Origin of the sequence: Streptomyces sp. NPDC002795 (assembly GCF_042888725.1) — a bacterium.
Taxonomy (GTDB): Bacteria; Actinomycetota; Actinomycetes; order Streptomycetales; family Streptomycetaceae; genus Streptomyces.
The window spans coordinates 35,558-58,717 of record NZ_JBIAQB010000011.1 but is presented as its reverse complement, the minus strand read 5'-3'; the positions used below and the strand labels follow the sequence as shown (position 1 = coordinate 58,717).

The 23,160-nt window shown below is 70.7% G+C and carries 23 protein-coding genes; 14 read left to right on the top strand and 9 right to left on the bottom strand.

What is annotated here, in order from left to right; translation table 11 throughout:
• Position 1 precedes the first annotated feature (1 nt).
• The 4 genes from ACFYWS_RS30150 (at position 2) to ACFYWS_RS30135 (ending at position 4,167) form a co-directional block, all read left to right on the top strand.
• On the top strand, positions 2 to 706 hold the full coding sequence (locus tag ACFYWS_RS30150; protein ID WP_389281668.1) for an LPXTG cell wall anchor domain-containing protein: 705 nt from the start codon (positions 2 to 4) through the stop codon (positions 704 to 706).
• A 127-nt stretch (positions 707 to 833) separates the two neighbouring features.
• Positions 834 to 1,670 carry a hypothetical protein gene (locus ACFYWS_RS30145; RefSeq protein ID WP_389281667.1) on the top strand — a complete coding sequence of 279 codons (837 nt, stop codon included), beginning with the start codon at positions 834 to 836 and terminating at the stop codon, positions 1,668 to 1,670.
• Entirely contained in the window at positions 1,667 to 2,824 is a 1,158-nt protein-coding gene (locus ACFYWS_RS30140; protein ID WP_389281665.1) for a hypothetical protein, read from the top strand. Before ACFYWS_RS30145 ends, ACFYWS_RS30140 begins: the two co-directional genes overlap by 4 nt.
• Positions 2,825 to 2,883: 59 nt before the next feature.
• A complete protein-coding gene (locus ACFYWS_RS30135) occupies positions 2,884 to 4,167 on the top strand; it encodes a hypothetical protein (protein WP_389282028.1) in 1,284 nt (427 codons plus the stop codon).
• A gap of 162 nt (positions 4,168 to 4,329) precedes the next feature.
• On the opposite strand, the gene ACFYWS_RS30130 is transcribed toward ACFYWS_RS30135, so the two are convergent.
• A complete protein-coding gene (locus ACFYWS_RS30130) occupies positions 4,330 to 5,829 on the bottom strand; it encodes a peptide MFS transporter (RefSeq protein ID WP_389281664.1) in 1,500 nt (499 codons plus the stop codon).
• Between the two features lie 458 nt (positions 5,830 to 6,287).
• On the opposite strand from ACFYWS_RS30130, the gene ACFYWS_RS30125 reads away from it, so the two are divergent.
• Positions 6,288 to 6,965: a response regulator transcription factor gene (locus ACFYWS_RS30125; RefSeq protein ID WP_266710971.1), complete on the top strand. Its 678-nt coding sequence runs from the start codon at positions 6,288 to 6,290 to the stop codon at positions 6,963 to 6,965.
• Between the two features lie 98 nt (positions 6,966 to 7,063).
• Entirely contained in the window at positions 7,064 to 8,338 is a 1,275-nt protein-coding gene (locus tag ACFYWS_RS30120) for an ATP-binding protein (RefSeq protein ID WP_389281663.1), read from the top strand.
• Between the two features lie 11 nt (positions 8,339 to 8,349).
• Here ACFYWS_RS30120 and ACFYWS_RS30115 read toward each other — a convergent pair whose 3' ends face one another.
• Positions 8,350 to 8,877, bottom strand: a complete 528-nt coding sequence (locus ACFYWS_RS30115) for a GtrA family protein (RefSeq protein ID WP_389282026.1) — start codon at positions 8,875 to 8,877, stop codon at positions 8,350 to 8,352.
• A gap of 70 nt (positions 8,878 to 8,947) precedes the next feature.
• Between ACFYWS_RS30115 and ACFYWS_RS30110 the strand changes: the two genes are divergently transcribed.
• From ACFYWS_RS30110 to ACFYWS_RS30095, 4 genes are all read left to right on the top strand, one after another.
• Complete coding sequence (locus tag ACFYWS_RS30110) at positions 8,948 to 10,171, top strand: 5-(carboxyamino)imidazole ribonucleotide synthase (RefSeq protein WP_389281661.1); 1,224 nt, start codon at positions 8,948 to 8,950, stop codon at positions 10,169 to 10,171.
• A complete protein-coding gene (gene purE / locus ACFYWS_RS30105) occupies positions 10,168 to 10,704 on the top strand; it encodes a 5-(carboxyamino)imidazole ribonucleotide mutase (protein WP_389281659.1) in 537 nt (178 codons plus the stop codon). Before ACFYWS_RS30110 ends, purE begins: the two co-directional genes overlap by 4 nt.
• 20 nt (positions 10,705 to 10,724) lie before the next feature.
• Complete coding sequence (locus ACFYWS_RS30100) at positions 10,725 to 11,900, top strand: dipeptidase (RefSeq protein ID WP_389282025.1); 1,176 nt, start codon at positions 10,725 to 10,727, stop codon at positions 11,898 to 11,900.
• A 318-nt stretch (positions 11,901 to 12,218) separates the two neighbouring features.
• Positions 12,219 to 13,319 (top strand): dipeptidase, encoded by a 1,101-nt coding sequence (locus ACFYWS_RS30095; RefSeq protein ID WP_389281657.1) that lies wholly within the window; start codon positions 12,219 to 12,221, stop codon positions 13,317 to 13,319.
• Here ACFYWS_RS30095 and ACFYWS_RS30090 read toward each other — a convergent pair.
• Positions 13,316 to 13,705 (bottom strand): VOC family protein, encoded by a 390-nt coding sequence (locus ACFYWS_RS30090; protein WP_389281655.1) that lies wholly within the window; start codon positions 13,703 to 13,705, stop codon positions 13,316 to 13,318. The two genes, ACFYWS_RS30095 and ACFYWS_RS30090, sit on opposite strands and share 4 nt — an antisense overlap.
• A gap of 23 nt (positions 13,706 to 13,728) precedes the next feature.
• Positions 13,729 to 14,091, bottom strand: coding sequence for a VOC family protein (locus tag ACFYWS_RS30085; protein ID WP_389281654.1), 363 nt, complete (start codon positions 14,089 to 14,091; stop codon positions 13,729 to 13,731).
• 87 nt (positions 14,092 to 14,178) lie between these two features.
• Between ACFYWS_RS30085 and ACFYWS_RS30080 the strand changes: the two genes are divergently transcribed.
• Positions 14,179 to 14,682: a CGNR zinc finger domain-containing protein gene (locus ACFYWS_RS30080; RefSeq protein WP_389281652.1), complete on the top strand. Its 504-nt coding sequence runs from the start codon at positions 14,179 to 14,181 to the stop codon at positions 14,680 to 14,682.
• Positions 14,683 to 14,703: 21 nt separating this feature from the next.
• Here the strand turns inward: ACFYWS_RS30080 and ACFYWS_RS30075 are convergent, their stop codons facing one another.
• On the bottom strand, positions 14,704 to 16,029 hold the full coding sequence (locus ACFYWS_RS30075) for a UDP-glucose dehydrogenase family protein (RefSeq protein ID WP_389281650.1): 1,326 nt from the start codon (positions 16,027 to 16,029) through the stop codon (positions 14,704 to 14,706).
• 192 nt (positions 16,030 to 16,221) lie between these two features.
• On the opposite strand from ACFYWS_RS30075, the gene ACFYWS_RS30070 reads away from it, so the two are divergent.
• Both ACFYWS_RS30070 and ACFYWS_RS30065 read left to right on the top strand, forming a co-directional pair.
• Positions 16,222 to 17,379, top strand: coding sequence for an acyl-CoA dehydrogenase (locus ACFYWS_RS30070; protein ID WP_389281648.1), 1,158 nt, complete (start codon positions 16,222 to 16,224; stop codon positions 17,377 to 17,379).
• An 83-nt stretch (positions 17,380 to 17,462) separates the two neighbouring features.
• The gene (locus tag ACFYWS_RS30065; RefSeq protein WP_389281647.1) at positions 17,463 to 18,002 is read left to right on the top strand and encodes a hypothetical protein; all 540 of its coding nucleotides are present in this window, start codon (positions 17,463 to 17,465) and stop codon (positions 18,000 to 18,002) included.
• A 5-nt stretch (positions 18,003 to 18,007) separates the two neighbouring features.
• On the opposite strand, the gene ACFYWS_RS30060 is transcribed toward ACFYWS_RS30065, so the two are convergent.
• Genes ACFYWS_RS30060 through ACFYWS_RS30050 form a run of 3 tightly spaced genes read right to left on the bottom strand, consistent with a single transcriptional unit; the run spans position 18,008 to position 20,792 of the window.
• Positions 18,008 to 18,745: an SAM-dependent methyltransferase gene (locus ACFYWS_RS30060; RefSeq protein WP_389281645.1), complete on the bottom strand. Its 738-nt coding sequence runs from the start codon at positions 18,743 to 18,745 to the stop codon at positions 18,008 to 18,010.
• Between the two features lie 12 nt (positions 18,746 to 18,757).
• On the bottom strand, positions 18,758 to 19,501 hold the full coding sequence (locus ACFYWS_RS30055; RefSeq protein ID WP_389281643.1) for an SDR family NAD(P)-dependent oxidoreductase: 744 nt from the start codon (positions 19,499 to 19,501) through the stop codon (positions 18,758 to 18,760).
• A gap of 19 nt (positions 19,502 to 19,520) precedes the next feature.
• Complete coding sequence (locus ACFYWS_RS30050; protein ID WP_389281641.1) at positions 19,521 to 20,792, bottom strand: LCP family protein; 1,272 nt, start codon at positions 20,790 to 20,792, stop codon at positions 19,521 to 19,523.
• 108 nt (positions 20,793 to 20,900) lie between these two features.
• Between ACFYWS_RS30050 and ACFYWS_RS30045 the strand changes: the two genes are divergently transcribed.
• Positions 20,901 to 21,440, top strand: coding sequence for an acyl-CoA thioesterase (locus tag ACFYWS_RS30045; protein WP_389281640.1), 540 nt, complete (start codon positions 20,901 to 20,903; stop codon positions 21,438 to 21,440).
• A gap of 47 nt (positions 21,441 to 21,487) precedes the next feature.
• Here the strand turns inward: ACFYWS_RS30045 and ACFYWS_RS30040 are convergent, their stop codons facing one another.
• Positions 21,488 to 22,852 carry an LCP family protein gene (locus tag ACFYWS_RS30040; protein ID WP_389281638.1) on the bottom strand — a complete coding sequence of 455 codons (1,365 nt, stop codon included), beginning with the start codon at positions 22,850 to 22,852 and terminating at the stop codon, positions 21,488 to 21,490.
• Positions 22,853 to 23,160 lie beyond the last annotated feature (308 nt).

Here is a 23,160-nt window from a genome sequence, read left to right as displayed (position 1 = left end):
GGTGACGTACCGGACGTACCAGAAACGAACCGCCGCGTTCGCGCTCAGCGCGGCTCTGGCAGGCTCGGCGGTGCTGATGGCCGCCCCCACCGCCTCCGCCACCGTGCAGAACGTGAACTACCAGTGCAAGACCCCGATCGGGAACAAGGGAGCCGTCTCCCCGATCGACATGAAGAGCGCCAAGAGCGGCAGCGGCTACAAGATCACGATGTCCTTCCAGAAGGGCGTCTCCTCCAGCCCTGTGGAGCTCGGCAAGGGCGCCATGCACCCCAGTGCGGTGATCAAGGTGGGCGGCGCGGACAGCGGCCAGTTCACGGCGACAGGGCCAGCGAACGACAAGGCGATCCCCGCCAACAGCCCGATCAAGATCAGTGACTTGACGGGCACGTACACGCCCAAGAAGAGCGGCAAGGTGAACTTCACCGCCGGCGTCCTCACCATCAAGGCGCTCGGTACGAACACCACCTGTACGCCGTCCAACAGCCCGAAGCCCTCCCTTGAGATGGACGTGAAGGGCGCCGCGGGGGGTGGTGGCGGGGCCGCGGACTCGGGTTCGTCGGCGTCCGCGCCGTCCGGCGGGGAGCTTCCGCAGACCGGTCCCGAGGACTCGGCGATCGCGCTCGGCACGCTGGGCGGGACGGTGCTTCTGGCCGGGGCGGCGGGGGTGTTGTGGTTGACCCGGCGCAATCAGACGGCGTCCCGTTAAGGGGGCGTGAGTAGCCGCGATGACGTTGCGCTCGTCGATGGGAGGTGGGGCCCCGCGGTGTTACGGCCGCGGGGCTCCGCCCCGGACCCCGCTGCTCAATCGCCGCAGGGGCTTGGTAGTCGCTGCTGTGGCGCTCGTTCTGGTCGGTCCGGGCTGGACCGTCGCGCCGTCCTCCACCGATGGTGACGGGCGGCCGTATGTCTACGCCGAGGGGGCGCCCGGGGCCGTGCTGGAGGACAAGGTGGCGGTCACGAACCCGAGTGACAAGCCGCTGAAGGTCTCGTTGCGCGGGGCCGACCCCGGACGCGAGAAGGCCACGGACACCGGGGCCTGGATCCGGTTCGCCGAGACGACCGTGAAGATCCCGGCGCGCACCCGCGCCGAGGTCCCCTTCACGGTCTCCGTGCCCGCGGGCGCGACCCCCGGCGACCACCCGGGCGCGGTCGTGGCACGGGCGGGCGGGCGCGATGTCGGCGTCAGCGTCCACCTGCGGGTCAGCGGGCCCACCCTGTCCGCCCTCACGGTCGAGAACGTACGGGTGGACAAGGGCTCCATCGCCTACGACGTGGTGAACCGCGGCAACACGACGCTCTCGCCGCGCCTCGCGGTGCGGGCCGACGGGGTGCTCGGCGCCGCCCTCGACAGGAGCAGGGCCCTGCCGGTGCAACTGCTGCCGGGCCGCAGGGCCAGCCTCACCGAACCGTGGAGGAACGCCCCGGCGCTCGACGCCGTCGACGTGAAGGTGACGGTGACCGCGGGCGGCGGCGCGGCGGACTCGGCCACGGCGAGCGCCCGGTTCGTGCCGTGGCCTGCGGTCGGCGGGATCCTCGCCGTGCTGGCGGGGGCGGGGTGCGCCGCCTACTGGTACCTGCGCCGCCGACGGCCGTCCTGGCCCGTACCGCCGCATCTGTTCCGACTGCTCCGCCTGCTCCGCCGACAAGGGAACGTAAGGAGTGCGCCATGAACCGCCGCAGCAGTGCTCGCGCCTCGCGGCTGCTGACCGTCCTCGCCCTCGTGGGCGCCCTGCTCGCGGGCACCGCGCCCTGGGCGGCCGCCGCTTCCGCCGCCCCCTCCGCCGCCGACAAACCGTCCGTGAGTCTCTCCAAGTCCCAGGCGGGAACCGGGGGTTCGATCACCGTGAAGGGTGCGGGCTGGCGGCCCGACACGCTGCTGATGATGCTGATCTGCGGGCAGTCGAGCCCGTCGCGCGGTGTCATCGGCGGCACCAACTCCTGCGCCAACTCCGAGGGGCGCGCGGTCACCACCGACTCCAAGGGAGCGTTCGGCAAGTCGCTTCCGGTCGCCGAGCCGCCGAATCCGTGCCCGTGCGTCGTCCATGTCGCCACGGTGACCGGACAGAAGGCGCAGGCGGACGCGGCGTTCCAGGTGGCGGGGCATCCCGTGAAGGCGTTGCCGAAGACGTCCGCCGGCGGGCAGCTGTCCATGGTGGCCGACACCCGGCTTGAGGGTTCTAGCGGCCTGCTGACCTGGTTCGGCTCCCCGCCGTCGCGGTCCTTCACGTTCACCGTGGGCAACGTCGGCTCGACCCCGGTCAAGAACCCCGTCTTCCAAGTCGGCACCTCCCACGGTGTGTTCGCGCCGCAGTGGGAGGACCAGCAGTGGCGCGGCACGATCAAGCCGGGGCAGAAGGCACAGATCAAACTGCCCGTCGAACTGTCGGCGGGCGCGCACGGCGACTACCTCGTCTCGCTCAAGTACGGCGGGAAGGTACTGGCCGAACAGCCCTGGGGCGTGGGCCGCCCCTGGGGCGTCACCCTCTTCTGGATCCTGCTCTGCGTCGTCGTGCCGGCCGCCGTCTTCCGGATCGGCATGGCGGTCGTGGACCGCGTACGACCGCGCGATCGCCGGTCGAAGAGGTCCACGGGATCCAGGCCGGCGGGCGGGCACACCGTACGGCTTCCGAAGGTGCGGATGCCGCAGCAGAAGCCGAAGCGGCCTTCGCCCTCCGACGCGCCCACCGCGCCGACGAGCACGACACAGACCACGACTCTGCCCTGGTTCACCCCGGACACCGGTCCCACCGGTCCGGAGCGGCCCGCGGCCGGTCAACTCTCCGCACCGCCCGAGAACAGTCCGACGACGAAAGGAAATACGTGAGTACGCAACGGAGAGTGAGCGCGGCCGGTGTCGCCCTGATACTGGGCGGGGCGGGGCTGATGTTCGCGACGGCGGCCCCCGCGCAGGCCGCCGACATCTCGTACAAGACGGAGTGCATACCGCCGTCGATCTCCGGGCTCGACCCGGTGCAGGGCACGACGATCACGCAGATCGCGGCGCCCGCCACGGCGAAGGTCGGCGACACGGTCAATGTGACCTGGAAGTTCATCCAGGGCGCGTCGAAGAACCCGGACGTCCTCGACCTCAGCGAGAACACCGTCCAGCCCACCGGCACGCTCAAGGCGGCCGGAGCGCAGACCGGTGACATCGACATGCAGGGGCCGCGCGAGAACCCGGCGATCCCCAAGAACAGTCCGATGAAGCTGTCCACGATGACGGGCAAGCTGAAGCTGGAGAAGCCGGGGGACGTGAAGCTGACCCCGGACAAGTACAACATCAACGTCAGCAAGCCGATGTCGACGGACACCAAGTGTTCTCCGAAGGAGGCCGTGGACCCGGGGGCGGTCATCAAGGTCGTTGAGGGGGCCGCGAGTTCGGGCGGCGCCATCGGTGGCCTGCCGGGCACCTCGACGGGCGGATCCTCGGGCGGCTCTTCGAGTTCCGGTGGAAGTTCCGGTGGCGGTGACTCGGGCGGTTCCGAGGACACCGGCGGGACCACGGGCGGCGGCGACAGCGGCGGCCAGAGCGACTTCACCGGCAAGGAGGTCAAGGTCCCTTACTCCTGCAAGACGCCCATCGGCGACAAGAGCGCCACGTCACCGGTGCAGATCAACGCCAAGAAGGACGGCGGGAACTTCGGCCTCACGGTGAAGTTCAAGGGGTCCGTGATGGACAGTCCCGCCGACATCCCGGCCGACTCGGTGAAACCGTCGATGGAGGTCAAGCTGGGCGGCTCCGACAAGGGCACCGTTCCCGTCGAGGGCCCGACCAACAAGGAGCCCATCAAGTCCGGCGACCCGATGGAGATCCCTGACCTGACCGGCACGTACAAGCCGGGCGCCGACGGCAAGTCGACGCTCGCGCCGGGCGTCCTCACGGTGAAGGCGCTGGGCACGACCACCACCTGCACGCCGAGCAAGGCTCCGGTCTCCCTGGAGCTCGACACGTCCAAGCAGGAGGGCGGCGCGGCAGGCGGCGCGGGTTCGGCGAGCGGCTCGGCGGGCGGCGGCGGCTCCGCGGCAACCGGCGGCGGCCTCGCCGAAACCGGCTCCTCCAGCGACGGCGCCCTGCGCGCCCTCGGCCTGGCGGCCGGCACGGTGATCCTCCTGGGCGGCGCGGTGTTCACGTTCCTGCCGCGGGCACGGCGGGTGGTCAGGCGGTAGCCACATCCGGCACCGGCCCATCAAGCCCCTGCGGCGATTGAGCAGCGGGGTCCGGGGCAGAGCCCCGAGGTCGGGTCCCGGGGGACGCACACGCAGAAGAGAAGGGGTCGGTCCGCACCGAAACGGTGCGGACCGACCCCTTCCACGTGGCCGAGCGGAGCGTTAGTGCACGCCCGCCATGAGCGGCTTGACCTTCTTGCGGAACATGAAGACCGCGACACCCGCGAGGACGGCGAGGGCGCCCTGGGAGGCGAACCACCACTCGGTGTCGGTCGGCGCGCCGATCAGCTGGAGCAGGGCGATGACCGAGTCGCCGGCGGTCACGGCCAGGAACCAGACACCCATCATCTGCGAGCCGTACTTCTCCGGCGCCAGCTTCGTGGTGAGAGAGAGGCCGACCGGGGAGAGCGTCAGCTCACCGATGGTCTGGATCAGGTAGACCGAGCACAGCCACAGCGGCGTGACCTTGGCGTCGCCGGAGGCCGCGGCCTGGGCGAGCATCATCACGAAGAAGGAGATACCGATCAGGAAGACGCCGTTGGCGAACTTCGTGAGGGTGCTGGGCTCCTTGCCCCGCTTGTTGAGCCAGAGCCACAGCCAGGCGGCGACCGGCGCGAGCGCCATCACGTACAGCGGGTTCAGGGACTGGAACCAGCTGGACGGGAAGTCGAAGCCGAACAGCGTGTTGGTGGTGTCGTTCTGCGCGAACAGCGTCAGCGTGGAACCGGTCTGGTCGTAGATGCCCCAGAACACGGCGGCCACGACGAAGAACCATATGTACGCGGAGACGCGGGACTGCTCGGTGTCGCTCAGCTCACGGTCGCGCTTCATCTTGACCAGGTACCAGACGGGCAGGACCAGGCCGAGGATGGTGAGCGGCCACAGCAGCCAGTTCACGGTCAGCAGGCCACCGGCACCGGCGGCGGCGTAGAACACGACCGCGATGGCGGCCCAGATCGCGGACTTCTTCCAGATCGCGCGCTTCTCGTCGTCGCTCATCGGCGCCGGGACGACGTTGGACTCGCCCGAGAGGTAACGGAAGCCGAACAGGAAGCACACCAGGCCGAGTGCCATGCCTACACCGGCCATCGCGAAGCCGAGGTGCCAGTTGACCGTCTGGCCGACCGTGCCGATCGTCAGCGGCGCGAAGAAGGCGCCGACGTTGATCGCGATGTAGAAGATCGAGAAGCCGCCGTCACGACGCGGGTCGTTCTTCTCCGGGTACAGGTGGCCGACCATCGTCGAGATGTTGGCCTTGAGCAGACCCGAACCGGCGGCGATGAGGCCGAGGCCGAGGTAGAACGAGCCGGCCCAGGGCAGCGCCAGCGTGAAGTGGCCGAGCATGATGATCACGGCGCCCACCGCGGTCGTCTTGCGCGGACCCCAGATGCGGTCGCCGAGCCAGCCGCCCGGCAGAGCAAGCAGGTACACAAGGGCGTTGTAGACGGAGTAGATCGCGGTCGCCGTGGCGATGTTGAGGCCGAGGCCACCGTCGATCACACCGGCCGACAGGTACAGCACGAGAAGCGCGCGCATCCCGTAGAAGCTGTACCGCTCCCACATCTCCGTCAGAAACAGAAAGGCCAGGCCGCGAGGGTGGCCAAGGAAGGTCTTCTCACCGGCGCCGGGCGCGGTGGCTTCCTTCGTCAGGCTGGACGCCATGGGGGTTCCTTGCTCGCTCGGGACGCTGCACCTTCGTGGGGAGCGGGCGCCCGCGTGGGGGAGGGCCGGCACCGGAGCCCGCCGATGCGGCGGGCCCGAGATCCACACCCCGGCGCGCTTCCTTACACGCGGGGCCCGGCCACAGGTCGTTCCTAAAATGCTGACGCAAGTCAGCTCACACACGAAAGGGACCTTGGGTGCGCGGTGCGCTCCAAAGGTCCCCCAGTAGTGCATCAGGCGTTGAATCACCTTACGAACGACTCAACGGCATATGGAAGGACTTGAGAGATGGATCACAGGCCTTCACGGAACCGTCCGCACTGTTTCAAAGGTGTTCCCCACGATGGCACCCGGGCACCGCAGGGCGCGAACCCGGAGGCAAAGATTCCGTAAGGCGCTGAGCGTCGCAGTGGCCGATCACCCCACGGGCGTCGTCCGCCGCGGACTACCATCACCTCATGACCCGTGTACTGCTCGCCGAGGACGACGCGTCCATCTCGGAGCCGCTGGCCCGCGCCCTGCGCCGCGAGGGTTACGAGGTGGAAGTGCGCGAGGACGGTCCCACCGCCCTCGACGCCGGACTGCAGGGAAGCATCGACCTCGTCGTGCTCGACCTCGGACTGCCGGGAATGGACGGCCTGGAGGTGGCCCGCAGAATGCGCGCCGAGGGGCACACGGTGCCGGTCCTGATCCTCACCGCCCGCGCGGACGAGGTGGACACGGTCGTCGGCCTCGACGCCGGCGCCGACGACTACGTGACCAAGCCCTTCCGCCTCGCCGAGCTGCTCGCCCGCGTCCGGGCCCTGCTGCGCCGCGGCGCCACCGAACCCGTCCAGGCCCCGGCCACGCACGGCGTCCGGATCGACGTCGAGTCGCACCGCGCGTGGATGGGCGAGGAGGAACTCCAGCTCACGGCAAAGGAGTTCGACCTCCTGCGGGTCCTCGTACGGGACGCGGGCCGCGTGGTCACCCGCGACCAGCTGATGCGCGAGGTCTGGGACACGACGTGGTGGTCGTCGACCAAGACCCTCGACATGCACATCTCCTGGCTCCGCAAAAAACTCGGCGACGACGCGGCGAACCCGCGCTACATCGCGACGGTGCGAGGCGTCGGCTTCCGGTTCGAGAAGAGCTGACCCGATCAAGCCCCTGCGGCGATTGAGCAGCGGGGTCCGGGGCGGAGCCCCGTGTCCGTGACCCCGGTGCCGCCGACGCATCCGGGACACTAAGAGACATGCGCCGCCGATTGATCAACTCCACCCTCGCCGTGGTCCTGGTAGTGATCGCCGTCTTCGGCGTCTCCCTGGTCATCGTGGAGACCCGGACCATCACCAACAGCGCCCAGGAACGCGTGGAGTCGGAGGCCGTCCGCCTCGCCTCCATCGTGGACAGCAGAATCCTCGGCGAGGAACAGATCAGCGGCAGCATCCTCCAGGACCAGGTCGCAGGGGACCGCTACGCCGAGATCGACATGCCCGGCCGCCGGCCGATCATCATCGGCACGGAACCCGTCGGCGACGTCATCTCCTACACGGCCACGGGCGAGCAGGGCGAGAAGGTCACCGTCGAGGAGGCCCGCTCCACCGTCACCACGGAGGTCGGCCGCACGCTCCTGATCATCGCGGGCGTGGCCCTGCTCGCGATCGTCGCCGCCGTCCTGCTCGCCGTACGCCAGGCGAACCGCCTCGCGTCGCCGCTCACGGACCTCGCCTCCACGGCGGAGCGCCTCGGGTCCGGCGACCCGCGGCCCCGGCACAAGCGCTACGGCGTCCCGGAGCTCGACCGCGTCGCCGACGTCCTCGACGGTTCCGCCGAGCGCATCGCCCGCATGCTGACGGCCGAGCGGCGCCTCGCGGCCGACGCCTCGCACCAGCTGCGTACGCCCCTCACGGCGCTCTCCATGCGCCTGGAGGAGATCACGATGACCGAGGACCTCGACGAGGTGAAGGAGGAGGCGACGATCGCGCTCGCGCAGGTCGAGCGGCTCACCGACGTCGTCGAGCGGCTGCTCACCAACTCCCGCGACCCGCGCACGGGGTCCGCCGTCCCCTTCGACCTGGACGAGGTGATCAAGCAGCAGCTGGAGGAGTGGCGGCCCGCCTACCGCAGCGCGGGCCGCGCGATCGTCTCATCCGGCAAGCGCCACCTCACGGCGGTCGGCACCCCGGGCGCGGTCGCCCAGGTCCTCGCCGCGCTGATCGAGAACTCCCTGATGCACGGTGGCGGCACGGTCGCCCTGCGCACCCGTGTCACCGGCAGCCAGGCCATCGTCGAGGTCACGGACGAGGGCCCCGGGGTCCCGCCGGAGCTGGGCTCGCGGATCTTCGAGCGGACCATCAGCGGCCGCAATTCGACGGGCATCGGCCTCGCCGTCGCCCGCGACCTGGCGGAGGCCGACGGGGGCCGCCTCGAAATGCTCCAGGGCAGCCCGGCGGTCTTCGGCCTGTTCCTCTCCCGTACGCCGCTGAAGAAGACGGCGGGCGGCGACGAGGACCAGATGATCAGGTAGCGGTCACGCGGTCACTTCACGCGCTGCACCGGCGGCGTCGACCGCGAGTCGCCGAGGAACGATTCCGCGCTGGCCACGGCCTCCCTCGCGGGCAGCGCCTTGAACACCCACGTCCGGTACGACCAGAACCGGAACAGCGTCGCGAGGCCCATGCCGAGGAACTTGAAGATGTTGCTCTGCAGCGGACTGTTCCAGCCGAACCCGTACGTCGCCGCGTACAGGACCCCGTTCTCGATGACCAGGCCCACCGCGCTGAACAGCAGGAACAGCGTGAGTTCCTTGGTGCGGCCGCTCTTGTCGCGGTCGCGGTACGTGAAGTAGCGGAACCCCACGTAGTTGAAGGCGATGGCGACGACCGTCGCGATCACGCTGGCGCGCACCACCTGGAGGTCGGTGCCGTGCCGCATGAGGTTGAAGACGGCGAAGTTCACGAGGACGCCCAGGGCGCCGACGACACCGAACTTCGCGACCTCACGGGCCACGCCCGCCAGGCGCTGTCGCAGTGCGCCGATGCGGCCGGTCCGTCCCGTGATGCCCATGATTCTCGCCCCAGCCCCCGTGCCGTCCGTCGTGCCCGTCGTGTCGGATCCGGTCGTGACCGACCCAGCCATGCTAACCACGCGCCTTCGCTCGGTGCCTGTGCTCTTCAGGACGCGGTACGGGTACTGGACACCTGGCCGATACCCTGTAGGTGTGACGTTCCCCGTAGTCGGCATGGTCGGCGGTGGACAGCTCGCTCGTATGACACACGAGGCAGGCATCCCGCTCGGCATCAGGTTCAAGCTCCTCAGTGACACCCCGCAGGATTCCGCGGCGCAGGTCGTCGGCGATGTCGTGGTCGGCGACTATCGCGACCTGGACACGCTGCGTGAGTTCGCGCGAGGCTGCGACGTGATCACCTTCGATCACGAGCACGTACCGACAGAGCACCTACGGGCCCTGGAGGCGGACGGCATCCCCGTCCGCCCGGGGCCCCACGCGCTGCTGTACGCCCAGGACAAGGGCGAGATGCGCGCGAAGCTCACGTCGCTCGACGTGCCGTGCCCGCGCCACCGCATCGTGAAGGACCCGGCCGACGTGGCCGCCTTCGCCGAGGAGGGCGAGGGCTTCCCCGTCATCCTCAAGACGGTGCGCGGCGGCTACGACGGCAAGGGCGTGTGGTTCGTACGCTCCGCGGCCGATGCCGCCGACCCGTTCAAGGCGGGTGTGCCGGTCCTCGCCGAGGAGAAGGTCGACTTCGTACGGGAGCTGGCGGCCAACGTCGTCCGCTCTCCGCACGGCCAGGCGGTCGCGTACCCCGTCGTCGAGTCCCAGCAGGTCGACGGTGTCTGCGACACGGTGATCGCCCCGGCCCCCGAGCTCGACGAGGCCCTGGCGGGCGAGGCGCAGGAGCTGGCGCTGCGCGTCGCGCAGGAACTCGGCGTGGTCGGCCACCTCGCGGTCGAACTCTTCGAGACCCGTGACGGCCGCATCCTGGTCAACGAACTCGCGATGCGCCCGCACAACTCCGGCCACTGGACGCAGGACGGGGCGGTCACGTCCCAGTTCGCGAACCACGTCCGCGCCGTCCTCGACCTGCCGCTCGGCGACCCGCGCCCGCGCGCGACCTGGACGGTCATGTGCAACGTCCTGGGCGGCGACTACCCGGACATGTACAGCGCGTATCTGCACTGCATGGCCCGCGACCCGCAGCTCAAGATCCACATGTACGGCAAGGACGTGAAGCCCGGCCGCAAGGTCGGACACGTCAACACCTACGGCGACGACCTGGACGACGTGCTGGAGCGCGCCCGTCACGCAGCCGGCTACCTCCGAGGAACGATCACCGAATGACTTCCGCAGTGAGCCCCGTGGTGGGCATCGTCATGGGCTCGGACTCCGACTGGCCCGTCATGGAGGCCGCGGCGAAGGCCCTCGACGAGTTCGAGATCCCCTACGAGGTCGACGTCGTCTCCGCGCACCGGATGCCGCACGAGATGATCTCGTACGGCGAGCAGGCCGACGGACGCGGCCTCAAGGCGATCATCGCGGGCGCGGGCGGCGCGGCCCACCTGCCCGGCATGCTGGCGTCGGTGACGCCGCTGCCGGTGATCGGCGTGCCGGTGCCGCTGAAGTACCTCGACGGCATGGACTCCCTGCTGTCGATCGTGCAGATGCCGGCCGGTGTCCCCGTCGCCACCGTCTCGGTCGGTGGCGCGCGCAACGCGGGCCTGCTCGCGGCACGCATCCTCGCCGCGCACGACGAGGAACTCCTCGGCCGGATGAAGGACTTCCAGCAGGAGCTGAACGACCAGGCGACCGAGAAGGGCAAGCGGCTGCGGGCCAAGGTCGAGGGCGCGGGTACCGGCTTCGGCTTCGGGAAGTGACGCGCGTGAACGCCGCGTCCATGGAGGAAGCCCGCTCGATCCTCGCCGAGTTCCCCGTCGTCGACGGGCACAACGACCTGCCGTGGGCGCTGCGCGAGCAGGTCACGTACGACATCGACGCGCGCGACATCGCCACCGACCAGAGCGCCCATCTCCACACGGACCTGGGCCGGTTGAGGGCCGGTGGCGTCGGCGCGCAGTTCTGGTCCGTGTACGTGCGCACCGACCTGTCGGGCGACGCGGCGGTCAGCGCCACGCTCGAACAGATCGACTGCGTCGACCAGTTGATCGCCCGGTACGCGGGTGAGCTGCGGGAGGCGCGGACCGCGGCCGACATGGAAGCGGCGCGGAAGGAGGGCCGCATCGCCTCGCTCAAGGGAGCCGAGGGCGGCCATTCCATCAACAACTCCCTCGCCACGCTGCGCGCGTTGTACGCGCTCGGCGTCCGCTACATGACGCTCACGCACAACGACAACATCGCGTGGGCGGACTCGGCGACGGACGGGCCCGGCGTCGGCGGCCTCTCCGCCTTCGGCCGCGAGGTGGTCAGGGAGATGAACCGCGAGGGCATGCTCGTCGACCTCTCGCACGTCGCGGCGACGACGATGCGCGCGGCGCTCGACGTGTCCGAGGCGCCCGTGATCTTCTCCCACTCCTCCTCCCGCACGGTGTGCGACCACCCGCGCAACATCCCGGACGACGTGCTGGAACGGCTGTCCGGGAACGGGGGAGTGGCGATGGCCACCTTCGTCCCGAAGTTCGTGTTGCAGGCGGCCGTCGACTGGACAGCGGCAGCGGACGACAACCTCCGCTCCCACGGCTTCCACCACCTGGACACGTCCCCGGAGGCGATGAAGCTGCACCGCGCCTTCGAGGACGCGCGGCCGCGCCCGATCGCGACGGTCTCGACCGTGGCGGACCACCTCGACCACATGCGCGAGGTCGCGGGCGTCGACCACATCGGGATCGGCGGCGACTACGACGGCACGGCGTTCCTGCCGGAGGGCCTGGACGACGTCTCGGGCTACCCGAACCTGATCGCGGAGCTGGTCGGCCGCGGCTGGTCGCGCGCCGACCTCGCCAAGCTGACGTGGCGCAACGCGGTGCGGGTGCTGGGCGACGCGGAATCGGTCGCGTCCGACCTCCGGTCCCGCCGGGGGCCGTCGAACGCGACGCTGTCCCAGCTGGACGGGTAGCGCGGGCCGGTCGGGCCGGTTCGTACGTCTGCCGCGCTGTCGGGGGCGCGCGTCACCCACGGTTTCGGGTGGCCCGTGGCTTTCAGCGGCCCGCCGAGTGGTGCGCTCCCCCATCCGGTTGCCGCCGCCTCGCCTCGCCCAGCCCCCCAGCCCCCCAGCCCTCGGGCAGGGCAGCCGCCGGTCCCGGTACAGGTCCGGGACCCGGTCCCGCGCGACCACACCCCCGCCCACCCGAACGGCACCGCTCGCCGCGACCCCGCTCGCGGCGCGTGCAACGGTGGTCCGAACGACTGTCCCACCGACGTCCGGAGCCCTGCCATGGCAGACCTACAGGACGAGCTCGACGCCCCCGCCGAAGCGGGCGACCTGGAAGCCGCCAGGCCTGCCGCCGACCTCGCGAGACCCGCGCCCGCAGGCCATGTCCCGGCCGACGCGGGCAGCGCGACTCCCACACCCGCGACTCCCACCGCCCCGCACGACCTCCTCGCCCGCCACCCCGTGGCCGACGGATACTGCGGCCTCCCGCAGGTCCTGCGCACCCTCCCCTGGTACGACCTGGAGCTGGGAGAGAGTGCCGTGGAGGCCGATCTGCCGAGGCTCCGCGCAGGTGGCACCGGCGCTCAGCTGTGGGCACCCCACGTAGACCCGGAAGCACCGGTCGCCACGACGCTGGAACAGATCGACCTGATCACCGACGTCGTCGCCCGCCACCCGGAGGACCTCCGCCTCGCCCGCTCCGTCTCGGACACCGCCGACGCCCGCGCCCACGGCCGTATCGCCGTCCTCATCGGCCCGGCCCCGGCCATGGCGGCCGCGGACTCGCTCGGCACGCTGCGCTCCCTGCACGCCCTCGGCCTGCGCGCCCTCACGCTGAGCGGCACGTCATGGGCCTCGGACGACGGGCTGAACCGGTTCGGCGAACAGGTCGTACGGGAGCTGAACCGGATCGGCATGCTCATCGACCTCACCGGCGCCTCGGCCGCGACCGCCACCCGCGTCCTCGCCGTCTCCAAGGCCCCGGTCGCCCTGACCCGCTCCGGCGCCCACGCCCTGAACCACCACCCCGACAACGCCCCGGACGACCTCCTCGCCGCGCTCGGCGAGAGCAGGGGGCTGTGCCTGGTGCCGTGCTCCGCGGACCGCACGGGTCCCGCCCTGCGCGACGTGGCCGACCACGTCGACCATGTGCGCCGCCTCGCGGGCCCCGAGTCGGTGGGCCTGTCAGGGACGTACGACACCGGGGACGCGCATCCCGAGGACCTCACCGACGTCGCCGGTTACCCGGCCCTGATCGCGGAACTCCAGGGCCGCGGCTGGACCGACGCCGACCTCGCCCTGCTCACCTGGGGCAACGCCCAACGGGTGCTGCGCAGCACGGAGTTCGTCTCCCGCGCCGCGCAACACCGCCAGCGGCCCTAGCTCGCCGTATCCGGTCGTATCAAGCAGAACGGATGCCCCGCCGGGTCCGCGTACACGCGGAAGTCGCGGGTGCCGCCCTCGTCGTCCAGGTCGAGCGGCACCGCGCCGAGCGCGAGGATCTTCTCCTGCGCGGCCTCGATGTCCTCCACGTCCAGGTCGAGGTGGAGCTGCTGCGAGTCGTGGTCGGCGGCCGGCCACCGCGGGGGCTTGTGGTCCGGCACGCGCTGGAAGGAGAGCTGCTGCCCACCCGGCACGTGCAGGTTGTACCAGTAGCCCTTGCCCTCGTAGTTCTCGATCTCGCCGCCGAGCACGGCCGCGTAGAACCCGGCGAGCGCTACGGGGTCGGGGCAGTCGTAGGCGACGGTGCCGATTTTCGCGAAGGCCATGACGGCTCCCTTGGTCGGAAGGATCAGCAGGCGCAGAGGCAGAACGGGTGCCCCGCGGGGTCCGCGTAAACCCGCCAGCTACGAGAACGGTCCTCCGCGTCGAGCACCGTGGCGCCCAGCGCGAGCACCTCCTTCTCGGCCGCGTCCAGGTCCTCGGCGGTCAGATCGAGGTGGAACTGCTGGGACGCGTCCGGCGCGGGCCAGGAGGGGGCCACGTACCCGGGCGCCTGCTGGAACGCGAGGCGGTGGCCGCCCGGCGCCGTCACGTCGACCCATTCCCCTTCGTCCCCGGTGACGCTGCCGCCGAGTACGGCGGCGTAGAACTCCGCCAGCTCGCGCGGCCGCGGACAGTCCAGGACGACGACTCCGAGTTGTGCGATGGGCATGATGCCTCCTCGTGTTACCCCTATGCGGGGTTAACAGGTAACTTCGGCGTTACTGCATACTCCCGCACGGGGGGTAACGTCGCAACCATGAATGCCCGCCAACCCGCACCCGGCGGCCTCGCCCTGATCGAGGACCTGGTGAACACGCTGCTCGACATCACGACGGGCGAGGACGCGCTGGACCGGGCCGAGGTGCGCGAGCGCTTCGGCGTCGTGGCGGGCGGGCTCGACGAGGCGCGCGAACTGCGCGAGTCGCTGCGCGCGGCCTGCCTCGCCCACGCGGGCCACCCGCCGCACCGCACCGTGACCCCACTGGGCCAGCTGCTCGCGCGGGCGCCGCTGCGGGTGGCCGTCGACGACCGGAACGGCGCGGCGAGCCTGGTCCCGGTGCACGGCGCGTCCCTGGCCGGACGCGTGGCGGCAGCCATCGCCGAGGCGCGCGGGGGCGGCACCTGGGCACGGCTCAAGGCCTGCGAGGCAGCCGACTGCCACTGGGCGTATTACGACCGGAGCCCCGCGGGCCGCGGTCGCTGGTGCGACATGGCGGTCTGCGGGGCCCGGGCGAAGATGCGGCGCTATCGCGCCAAGTAGTCGACCGAGTCGACCAATGGGTCAGGCGGACGGGCGGCCCATCGCCCTGTACGTCCATCCGGCCGCCCGCCACAGCGCACTGTCCAGCGCGTTGCGGCCGTCCAGGAGCAACGGGTTCGCCGCCACCTTGGCGAGCTCCGCCGGGTCGAGCTCGCGGAACTCGCGCCACTCGGTGAGGTGCAGCACGATGTCCGCCCCGCGCACCGCTTCGAGCGCCGAGTCCGCGTAGCCGAGCGTCGGGAACACGCGCCGCGCGTTGTCCATGCCCTTCGGGTCGTAGACCGTGACCTGGCCGCCCTGGAGGTGGATCTGCCCGGCCACATTGAGCGCCGGGGAGTCGCGTACGTCGTCGGAGTCCGGCTTGAACGTGGCGCCGAGGACGGCGACCCGCTTGCCCAGGAACGCCCCGCCCCCCAGCGCCTCGCGCGCCATCTCGACCATCGCGCCGCGCCGCCGCATGTTGATGGAGTCGATCTCGCGGAGGAACGTCAGCGCCTGGTCGGCGCCCAGTTCACCGGCGCGCGCCATGAACGCCCGGATGTCCTTCGGCAGACAGCCGCCGCCGAAGCCGATCCCGGCCCGCAGGAACTTGTGCCCGATCCGCTCGTCGTAGCCGATGGCCTCGGCGAGCTTCGCGACGTCGCCGCCGCCCGCCTCGCAGACCTCGGCCATCGCGTTGATGAAGGAGATCTTCGTGGCGAGGAAGGAGTTCGCCGACGTCTTCACCAGCTCGGCGGTCGGGTAGTCCGTCACGATGAACGGCGTGCCCTCGGCGAGCGGCTTCGCGTACACCTCGCGCAGCAGCTTCTCGGCGCTTTCGCTGTTCACGCCGACCACGATCCGGTCGGGGTGCAGCGTGTCGTTCACGGCGAAGCCCTCGCGCAGGAACTCCGGGTTCCACGCCAACTCCGCGTGCGCCGGCAGCAGTTCGGTGAGGCGGGCCGCCGAGCCGACCGGCACGGTCGACTTGCCGACGACGAGCGCGCCCTCCTTCAGATGCGGGGCGAGCGAGGTGAAGGCGGCGTCGACGTAACTCATGTCACAGGCGTACTCGCCGTGCTTCTGCGGCGTGTTCACGCACACGAAGTGCACATCGCCGAACTCGCCGGCCTCGGCGAAGTCCATCGTGAAGCGCAGCCGTCCGCTCGAACCCTCGAACCCCGAGACGTGCCGGCGCAGGAGCTCCTCCAGGCCCGGCTCGTACATCGGGACCTCGCCCCGCGTCAGCATGTCGATCTTCTCGGGCACGACGTCCAGGCCGAGCACCTCGAAGCCGAGCTCGGCCATGGCTGCGGCGTGCGTCGCGCCGAGGTAGCCGGTGCCGATCACGGTGATCTTGAGGGCCATATCGGGGGGCTCCAGAGGTGTGGGTGCTTCAGGGCGCTGCCGAGCATAGCTGTGGCATGTGGAGGCGCCCCACCGGGCAACTTCACCGTTGTCGCATAGCTCACGTATCCGTGCAGTGGGCCGCGACCTAAGATTCGGGTTACTTAACGGTAATTAGCATCAGTAGAAGCGTGGCTTGGAGCGTGAGAGACCTTGGCCGGATCGGCTGACTTCGACCTGTACCGCCCGTCCGAGGAGCACGACATGCTCCGCGAGTCGATCCGCGCGCTGGCCGAGGCGAAGATCGCCCCGTTCGCCGCCGCGGTGGACGAGGAGGCGCGCTTCCCGCGCGAGGCCCTTGACGCGCTCACCGCGGCCGACCTGCACGCGGTGCACGTCCCCGAGGAGTACGGCGGCACCGGCGCCGACGCGCTCGCCACGGTCATCGTGATCGAGGAGGTGGCGCGCGTCTGCTGCTCGTCCTCCCTGATCCCGGCGGTGAACAAGCTGGGCTCCCTGCCCGTCATCATCTCCGGCTCCGAGGAGCTGAAGAAGAAGTACCTCGGCCCGCTGGCCAAGGGCGACGGCATGTTCTCGTACTGCCTGAGCGAGCCGGACGCGGGCTCGGACGCCGCGGGCATGAAGACGCGGGCCGTGCGCGACGGCGACCACTGGATCCTCAACGGCGTGAAGCGCTGGATCACCAACGCCGGCGAGTCCGAGTACTACACGGTGATGGCGGTCACCGACCCCGAGAAGCGCTCGAAGGGCATCTCCGCCTTCGTCGTCGAGAAGTCCGACGAGGGTGTCTCCTTCGGCGCCCCGGAGAAGAAGCTCGGCATCAAGGGCTCGCCGACCCGCGAGGTCTACCTCGACAACGTGCGGATCCCCGCCGACCGCATGATCGGCGCCGAGGGCACCGGCTTCGCCACGGCGATGAAGACCCTCGACCACACCCGCATCACGATCGCCGCGCAGGCGCTCGGTGTCGCGCAGGGCGCCCTCGACTACGCCAAGGGCTACGTCCAGGAGCGCAAGCAGTTCGGCAAGCCGATCGGCGACTTCCAGGGCATCCAGTTCATGCTCGCGGACATGGCCATGAAGATCGAGGCCGCCCGCCAGCTGACGTACGCGGCCGCCGCCAAGTCGGAGCGCGGCGACAAGGACCTCACGTTCCAGGGCGCCGCCGCCAAGTGCTTCGCCTCGGACGTCGCGATGGAGGTCACCACGGACGCGGTCCAGCTGCTCGGCGGCTACGGCTACACCCGTGACTACCCGGTCGAGCGCATGATGCGCGACGCCAAGATCACGCAGATCTACGAGGGCACGAACCAGGTCCAGCGCATCGTCATGGCGAGGAACCTGCCGTAACCCACTCCCGCGAACGGCCCCCGGTAGCGTGCCGGGGGCCGTTCGCGTTGGGCTCGGTCCTGGGGAAGGCGGAAAGGGAAACCATGCGCACACAGGACCGGCTGTGGCGGGCGGTGAAGGACTGGCTCGCGCCCGCGGACGCCAAGGAGACCGCCGCCAGGGCCAAGGAGCTCGCGCTGAGCGCGTTGCCTCCCGGCGAGAGCGCCGAGCCGTCCGCGGCTCACCTCGTACAGGTCGACTCCCAGGTGCCGCAGCCCCCGGCCCGGCTGCGGCCGAACGCCTTCGACGGATCGCCGGGGCTGCTGGCACGCGCCGGGGAGATCGACGACCGGCTGTTCCGGCTCAACCCCGTCAACGCCCTGGTCCGCGGCGGCAAGGAGCGCGAGGCGATGCGCGGCGACTGGGAGTCGGCGGCCGGTCTGCTGGTGCGGGCCCTCGTGCCGCGCAAGTTGGAGAACCCCGGTCACGTCCTCGTCGCGAGCGCCGGTGCGTACCACCACGAGTTCGGCTTCACCGACGGCTCCTGGACGACCGTCCTGTTCACCAGCGACGGATCGCACGCCGTCGGCCGCACCTTCCCGCAGCGTCTCCCGTACAGCGCGCCCCGCCCGGACTGGGCGTAACCACGTCAGGGCCGCGTCCTGCGCAGCACCAGGCACGCGAAGCCGAAGCAGTGGCGGTAGCCGCGCAGCCATTCCGTGCGGCGCTCGGCGACCAGGTCCAGGAGGTCGGCGCTGGCTGGGTCTTCCGGATGGTCGAGGGACCAGTCCGCGACGGAGCCGAGCCAGGACCATTCGTACGCGTCGAGCTCGTGCCGCGTGCTGAGGTGCGCCGCGACCGGGGTCCAGCCTGCGTCGGAGACCTTGTCGAGGGTGGTCGCCAGGTCGGCGAAGTCGCCGAGCATGTCGATGGCCTCGGGGGAGGGCGTGGCCTCCCAGTAGCCGTCGCCGATCAGGACCCGGCCGCCCGGCGCCAGGTGCGCGCGGGCCGCGTCGAGGGTGGGCAGCAGGCCGCCGAAGGCGTGCGCGGCGCCGACGCTGAGCACCGCGTCGAACGGCTTCTCCGGCCTGAAGTCCTCGGCCGCCTTGTGGTGCAGCGCGAGCCGGTCGGCCACGCCGGCCGCCTCCGCCCGCTCGCGCGCCTCGGCCAGGGAGCCCTCGGACAGGTCGACGCCGTCGGCCCGCACACCCGGATGTGCGGCGAGGGCGCGCAGGAGCCATTCGGCGGGGCCGCAGCCGAGGTCGAGGACGCGTGCGTCGCCGCGGGGCAGGGCGTGGCGCAGCAGTTCGCGTACGGAAGTGTCGCCGAGCGGTGCCTTGATGGGGTGGTCGGTGTGGGCGATGCGGGAGATCTCTTCGCGATCCATCGGCGCAGAGTGTCAGGGGAGCGGGCCCGCCGCACCACCTTTTGTGACTTCCGGGAGCGCCGCGAGGTAGCCGCCGTCCACGGGCAGGCAGACCCCGTTGACGTAACTGGAGGAGGGCCCGGCGAGGAAGGCGACGACGTCGGCGATCTCCTCGGGGGAGCAGAGGCGGCCGAGCGGGTAGTCGGCCTCGACGCGGGCGCGCGCGGCGGGCTCGCGCCAGCGGTGGGCGTTGCGCTCGACGGGCACGAAGCCCGGCTCGACGACGTTGGTGCGCACCCCCAGCGGCCCCCACTCGATCGCCGCCGCGCGGGCGAGGGCGCCGAGGCCCGCCTTCGCGACGGCGTACGGGGCGCAGTCGGGCGCCGCACCGTGCGCGTGCACCGAGCCGACGAGGACCACGGACGCGGGCCCCGCGCCCTTGCGCCGCACCAGCTCGGCGGCGGCCTGCCAGGCGGAGACCAGCCCGATGTCGAAGACCTTGTGCCACTGCGCGGGGCTCAACTCCCCGAGCGGAGCCCGCAGTTCGTGCAACAGCGCGTGGACGAGCACGGAGGGCGGTTCGGGTGCGGCGTCGAAGGCCCGCGCGAGGGAGGCCGGTTCGGTGGCGTCCGCCTTCAACGTGGCGTAGCTGCCCGGTAGTTGACGGACCGCCGGGTCCAGGTCGACCGCGACCACATGCGAACCGCCGGCGGCGAGCCGGGCGACGATCGCCCGGCCGACCCCACCGGCGGCACCGAGTACGAGAGCGGATGCCATGACGACATCCTGACGCCGGTCAGTCGCTGGAGACCGTGACCTTCTCGCCGTTGTTGAACTGGTCGACGAGCTGCTTGACCTTGGCCTTGTCCCACAGCAGGTTGCCGCCGACGCTGCCGCTCGTCGGCATGTTCATGGACTTGCCGTCGCCGCCGTTGACGCCCTTCATCGCGAGGAACATCTTGCCCAGCGACCACAGGCTCATGTCCTTGTCGACGGTGAGCGAGTCCAGGCCCGCGCCCATCGTCGGGTACAGCGTGAACGGGTTGAGGACCGTCCCGGGCGAGGAGACCTTGTGCGCGAGCGCCCCGAGGAACTGCTGCTGGTTCTTGGTGCGCTGCAGGTCGGACTGGGCGAAGGCGTGCCGCGTACGGACGAAGGCGAGGGCCTGCTGGCCGTCCAGGGTCTGCTTGCCCTTCTGGAAGTCGGCCCCGGACCACTTGTCCTTGAAGCCTTCCTTCAGGTTCATCTCGACGCCGCCGACCGCGTCCACGATGCTCGCGAAGCCGCCGAAGCCGATCTCCGCGTAGTGGTCGATGTGCAGCCCGGTGTTGGCCTCGACGGTGCGCACGAGCAGCGTCGGACCGTCCTCCGAGTACGTGGCGTTCAGCTTCGTCTGACGCCCGGTGGCCGGATACGTCTTGCCGGACTCGGCGCCCTTGTACGAGGGGACCTCCACGTTCGAGTCACGCGGCAGCGAGACGAGGGTGTCCCCGCCCGAGCCGACGTGCAGGATCATCATGGTGTCCGTGCGCTTGCCCGCGGCGGAGCCGGTGTGCAGCTTCTTCTTGTCCTCGGCGGACATGCCCTCACGGCTGTCGGTGCCGACGATCAGGTAGTTCGTGCCGTCGCCGGCCTCGGGCCGGTCGATGACCTTCGACAGGTCGACGTCGCGGTGCAGCTTGGAGTCGGCCCAGAAGTACGTGCCGACGCTCGCGACGACCACCACGACGACCACGGCCAGGGCGGTCCGCTTGATGCGCTTGCCCCAGTTGGGGGGCCGCACCGGGCGGCCGGTCGGCGGCCCGTAGTCGCCACCGTCGCCGAAGCCGGGACCCCGGCCCCGGCCGCTCGGCTGGCCGTAGACCTGGCCCGTGTTGTAGCCGTCGTCGTACGACGGGCCGTGCCCGCCACCGTCGTACGCGGGCGGCGGCTGCTGCTGCGGGACGGGGCGCTGCACGTGTCGCATGACACGGGCGCCTTCGGGGCGGTCGCTGCCGCTGCCACGGCCGTATCCGCCGCGGCCCGCGCCGCCCTGCCTGTCGCTCCGCCCGTCGGGCCAATCATTCATAGGGCTCAGTGTGCCGTGCTCGAATACGTGCCTTACAAGCCCTGAAGGGAAATCGCACCATGGCTGTTGCAGAGCTAACACATTCGGTGCGCGCATAAGGTTGGTGGCATGACAGACCAGGCTCACGGCGCGGAATCGGATATTCCGGGCAAGGTGACTTCCGCTTCCCGCACAACGTTGTCGCACATCATGACGCACAACGACACCAATCTCCTCGGCACGGTGCACGGTGGCGTGATCATGAAATTGGTGGACGACGCGGCGGGTGCCGTGGCCGGTCGGCACTCGGGCGGACCTGCGGTGACGGCCTCCATGGACGAGATGGCGTTCCTGGAGCCGGTGCGCGTCGGTGACCTGGTGCACGTGAAGGCGCAGGTGAACTGGACGGGGCGCACGTCGATGGAGGTGGGCGTGCGGGTCCTCGCCGAGCGCTGGAACGAGTCGACCCCCGCACAGCAGGTCGGCTCGGCGTACCTGGTCTTCGCCGCGGTCGACGCGGACGGCAAGCCCCGCACGGTCCCCCCGGTGGAACCAGAAACCGACCGCGACCGCCGCCGCTACCAGGAAGCCCAGATCCGCCGCCAACACCGCCTGGCAAAGCGCCGCGCCATCAAGGAACTACGCAGTTCAAGCCCCGCCGGCGATTGAGGCGCGGGGTCCGGGGCAGAGCCCCGCGACCGCAACCCCGGCCCAGGTCAAGGACACACCACCTGGTCCCCGGTAACCGCCCCGTACGCCCCAGCGGCAGCGTCCTGCGCACGCACCGCCCGCACCCCCTCGTAATCCGCCCCGGCGACGACCTTCAGCAGCGGCCCAAGACCGTCCACCGGCTTCATCTCCGCCCCCGGCAGGGACGCCGCCAAGGACTTGGCCGACCGGTCCCACCCCGGGTCGTACAGCACGGTCGTCCGCTTCGCGGTGAGGTCGTCCGCGTTGACGGGCGCCCCCGTCGTCCGGAACCCCGTCTTCTTCAGCGCGGAGTCGACCTTCTTGCCGAGCCCCGCGGACTCCGTCCCGTTCTCGACCTGGACGCGGATCTCGTTCGGTGCGACGTCGACCACGGCCGCCTTCTTCGCCTTCGGCCGGTGCGGAGCGAGCGGCTTGTCCTCGCGCAGCGCCTTGAACAGCGCCGTGGCCTTCTTGTCGTCCCACTTCACCGTGGAGCCGATGTTCGGCACGGGATAGCTCATGTTCCCGATCGGCACGGTCGTGAACTCGGAGGACGACGGCGAGAAGTTCCGCATGGCCCGCGCCAGGTCCACCATCTCGTCAGACCCGAAGCCCTTGTCGGCACGGACCGAGCTGAGCAACGTACGGGAGACACCGCGGAACCGGACCGGATTGAGCAGCACGCCCGACGACGTCGCCTTCGAGATCAGCGCGGCCATGAACCGCTGCTGGCGCTGCATCCGGCCGAGGTCGCCCGCACTGTCCATGTGCCGGGCCCGTACGTACTGCAGGGCCTGCCCGCCGTTCAGCCGGTGCGTGCCGGCGTCCAGGTCGAGGCCGGTGTAGGAGTCCTGGAGCGGGGAGGCCGTGCAGATGTCGACGCCGCCGAGCTCGTCGACCGTCTTCATGAAGCTGGTGAAGTCGACCTCCAGATAGTGGTCGAGCTTCACCTTCGTCATGTGCTCGACCGTGCGCAGTGTCAGCTGCGGCCCGCCCTCCGCGTACGCCGCGTTCAGCTTCACGGGGTGCTGGTGGTGCTTCTCGCCGCTGTTCTGGTCGGTGTGCGCCGGGATCTCCGCGTAACTGTCGCGGGGGAGGGAGACGACGGAGGCGCGCTCGTGGTCCGCCGAGATGTGGACGATCATCACGGTGTCCGTGCAGTGGCAGGGAGCGCCGCCGAGCTTGTACTTCTGGCGCTCCTCCTCGCTGATCCTGTCGCGGCCGTCGGTGCCGACGAGCAGCACGTTCATGCCGTCGCCCGCCGCGGGCCGGTTCTTCATGTCCCTGAAGGGGTCGATCCGGTGGATCCCGGCGTCGATTCCGGAGACAAGGGCGTGCCCGACGCCGGCCGCGGCGAGCACCGTCACCGAGAGCGCCGTCGCCGCCCGCATGGCCCACCGGGACTTCTTCCTGAGCGCCGTCCGGCCTGACCCGCGGGCCTGCCCCCGGGAACGGGAGGGGCGCTGCGGGCGGTCGGGGGAGCGGGGCGGCGTGGGCACCGGGGGGACACCTCCGCGACGGTGGGCGTGGGACGCGAGCACAGTAGGCCCATACGATCTGCTGACCGCGGCAGCGACTCGGCGGCGCGCGCCCGTGTCCCCCATTAGCGGTAACGTGACCCGCGATGCTGCACTTTCCGGGGGCAACCCCCGGACCCCCGGCCGCGGCTGCATTTCCCGGGGGCAACCCCCGGACCCCT

Coding starts and splice junctions, on each gene's coding strand:
- ACFYWS_RS30110 (WP_389281661.1), top strand. CDS start 8,948: ATGCTAACCACGCGCCTTCGCTCGGTGCCTGTGCTCTTCAGGACGCGG.
- ACFYWS_RS30095 (WP_389281657.1), top strand. CDS start 12,219: ATGGCAGACCTACAGGACGAGCTCGACGCCCCCGCCGAAGCGGGCGAC.
- purE (WP_389281659.1), top strand. CDS start 10,168: ATGACTTCCGCAGTGAGCCCCGTGGTGGGCATCGTCATGGGCTCGGAC.
- ACFYWS_RS30040 (WP_389281638.1), bottom strand. CDS start 22,852: ATGCGGGCGGCGACGGCGCTCTCGGTGACGGTGCTCGCCGCGGCCGGC.
- ACFYWS_RS30090 (WP_389281655.1), bottom strand. CDS start 13,705: ATGGCCTTCGCGAAAATCGGCACCGTCGCCTACGACTGCCCCGACCCC.
- ACFYWS_RS30080 (WP_389281652.1), top strand. CDS start 14,179: ATGAATGCCCGCCAACCCGCACCCGGCGGCCTCGCCCTGATCGAGGAC.
- ACFYWS_RS30055 (WP_389281643.1), bottom strand. CDS start 19,501: ATGGCATCCGCTCTCGTACTCGGTGCCGCCGGTGGGGTCGGCCGGGCG.
- ACFYWS_RS30100 (WP_389282025.1), top strand. CDS start 10,725: ATGGAGGAAGCCCGCTCGATCCTCGCCGAGTTCCCCGTCGTCGACGGG.
- ACFYWS_RS30060 (WP_389281645.1), bottom strand. CDS start 18,745: ATGGATCGCGAAGAGATCTCCCGCATCGCCCACACCGACCACCCCATC.
- ACFYWS_RS30120 (WP_389281663.1), top strand. CDS start 7,064: ATGCGCCGCCGATTGATCAACTCCACCCTCGCCGTGGTCCTGGTAGTG.
- ACFYWS_RS30115 (WP_389282026.1), bottom strand. CDS start 8,877: ATGGGCATCACGGGACGGACCGGCCGCATCGGCGCACTGCGACAGCGC.
- ACFYWS_RS30045 (WP_389281640.1), top strand. CDS start 20,901: ATGACAGACCAGGCTCACGGCGCGGAATCGGATATTCCGGGCAAGGTG.
- ACFYWS_RS30065 (WP_389281647.1), top strand. CDS start 17,463: ATGCGCACACAGGACCGGCTGTGGCGGGCGGTGAAGGACTGGCTCGCG.
- ACFYWS_RS30050 (WP_389281641.1), bottom strand. CDS start 20,792: ATGAATGATTGGCCCGACGGGCGGAGCGACAGGCAGGGCGGCGCGGGC.
- ACFYWS_RS30125 (WP_266710971.1), top strand. CDS start 6,288: ATGACCCGTGTACTGCTCGCCGAGGACGACGCGTCCATCTCGGAGCCG.
- ACFYWS_RS30130 (WP_389281664.1), bottom strand. CDS start 5,829: ATGGCGTCCAGCCTGACGAAGGAAGCCACCGCGCCCGGCGCCGGTGAG.
- ACFYWS_RS30140 (WP_389281665.1), top strand. CDS start 1,667: ATGAACCGCCGCAGCAGTGCTCGCGCCTCGCGGCTGCTGACCGTCCTC.
- ACFYWS_RS30085 (WP_389281654.1), bottom strand. CDS start 14,091: ATGCCCATCGCACAACTCGGAGTCGTCGTCCTGGACTGTCCGCGGCCG.
- ACFYWS_RS30075 (WP_389281650.1), bottom strand. CDS start 16,029: ATGGCCCTCAAGATCACCGTGATCGGCACCGGCTACCTCGGCGCGACG.
- ACFYWS_RS30135 (WP_389282028.1), top strand. CDS start 2,884: ATGTTCGCGACGGCGGCCCCCGCGCAGGCCGCCGACATCTCGTACAAG.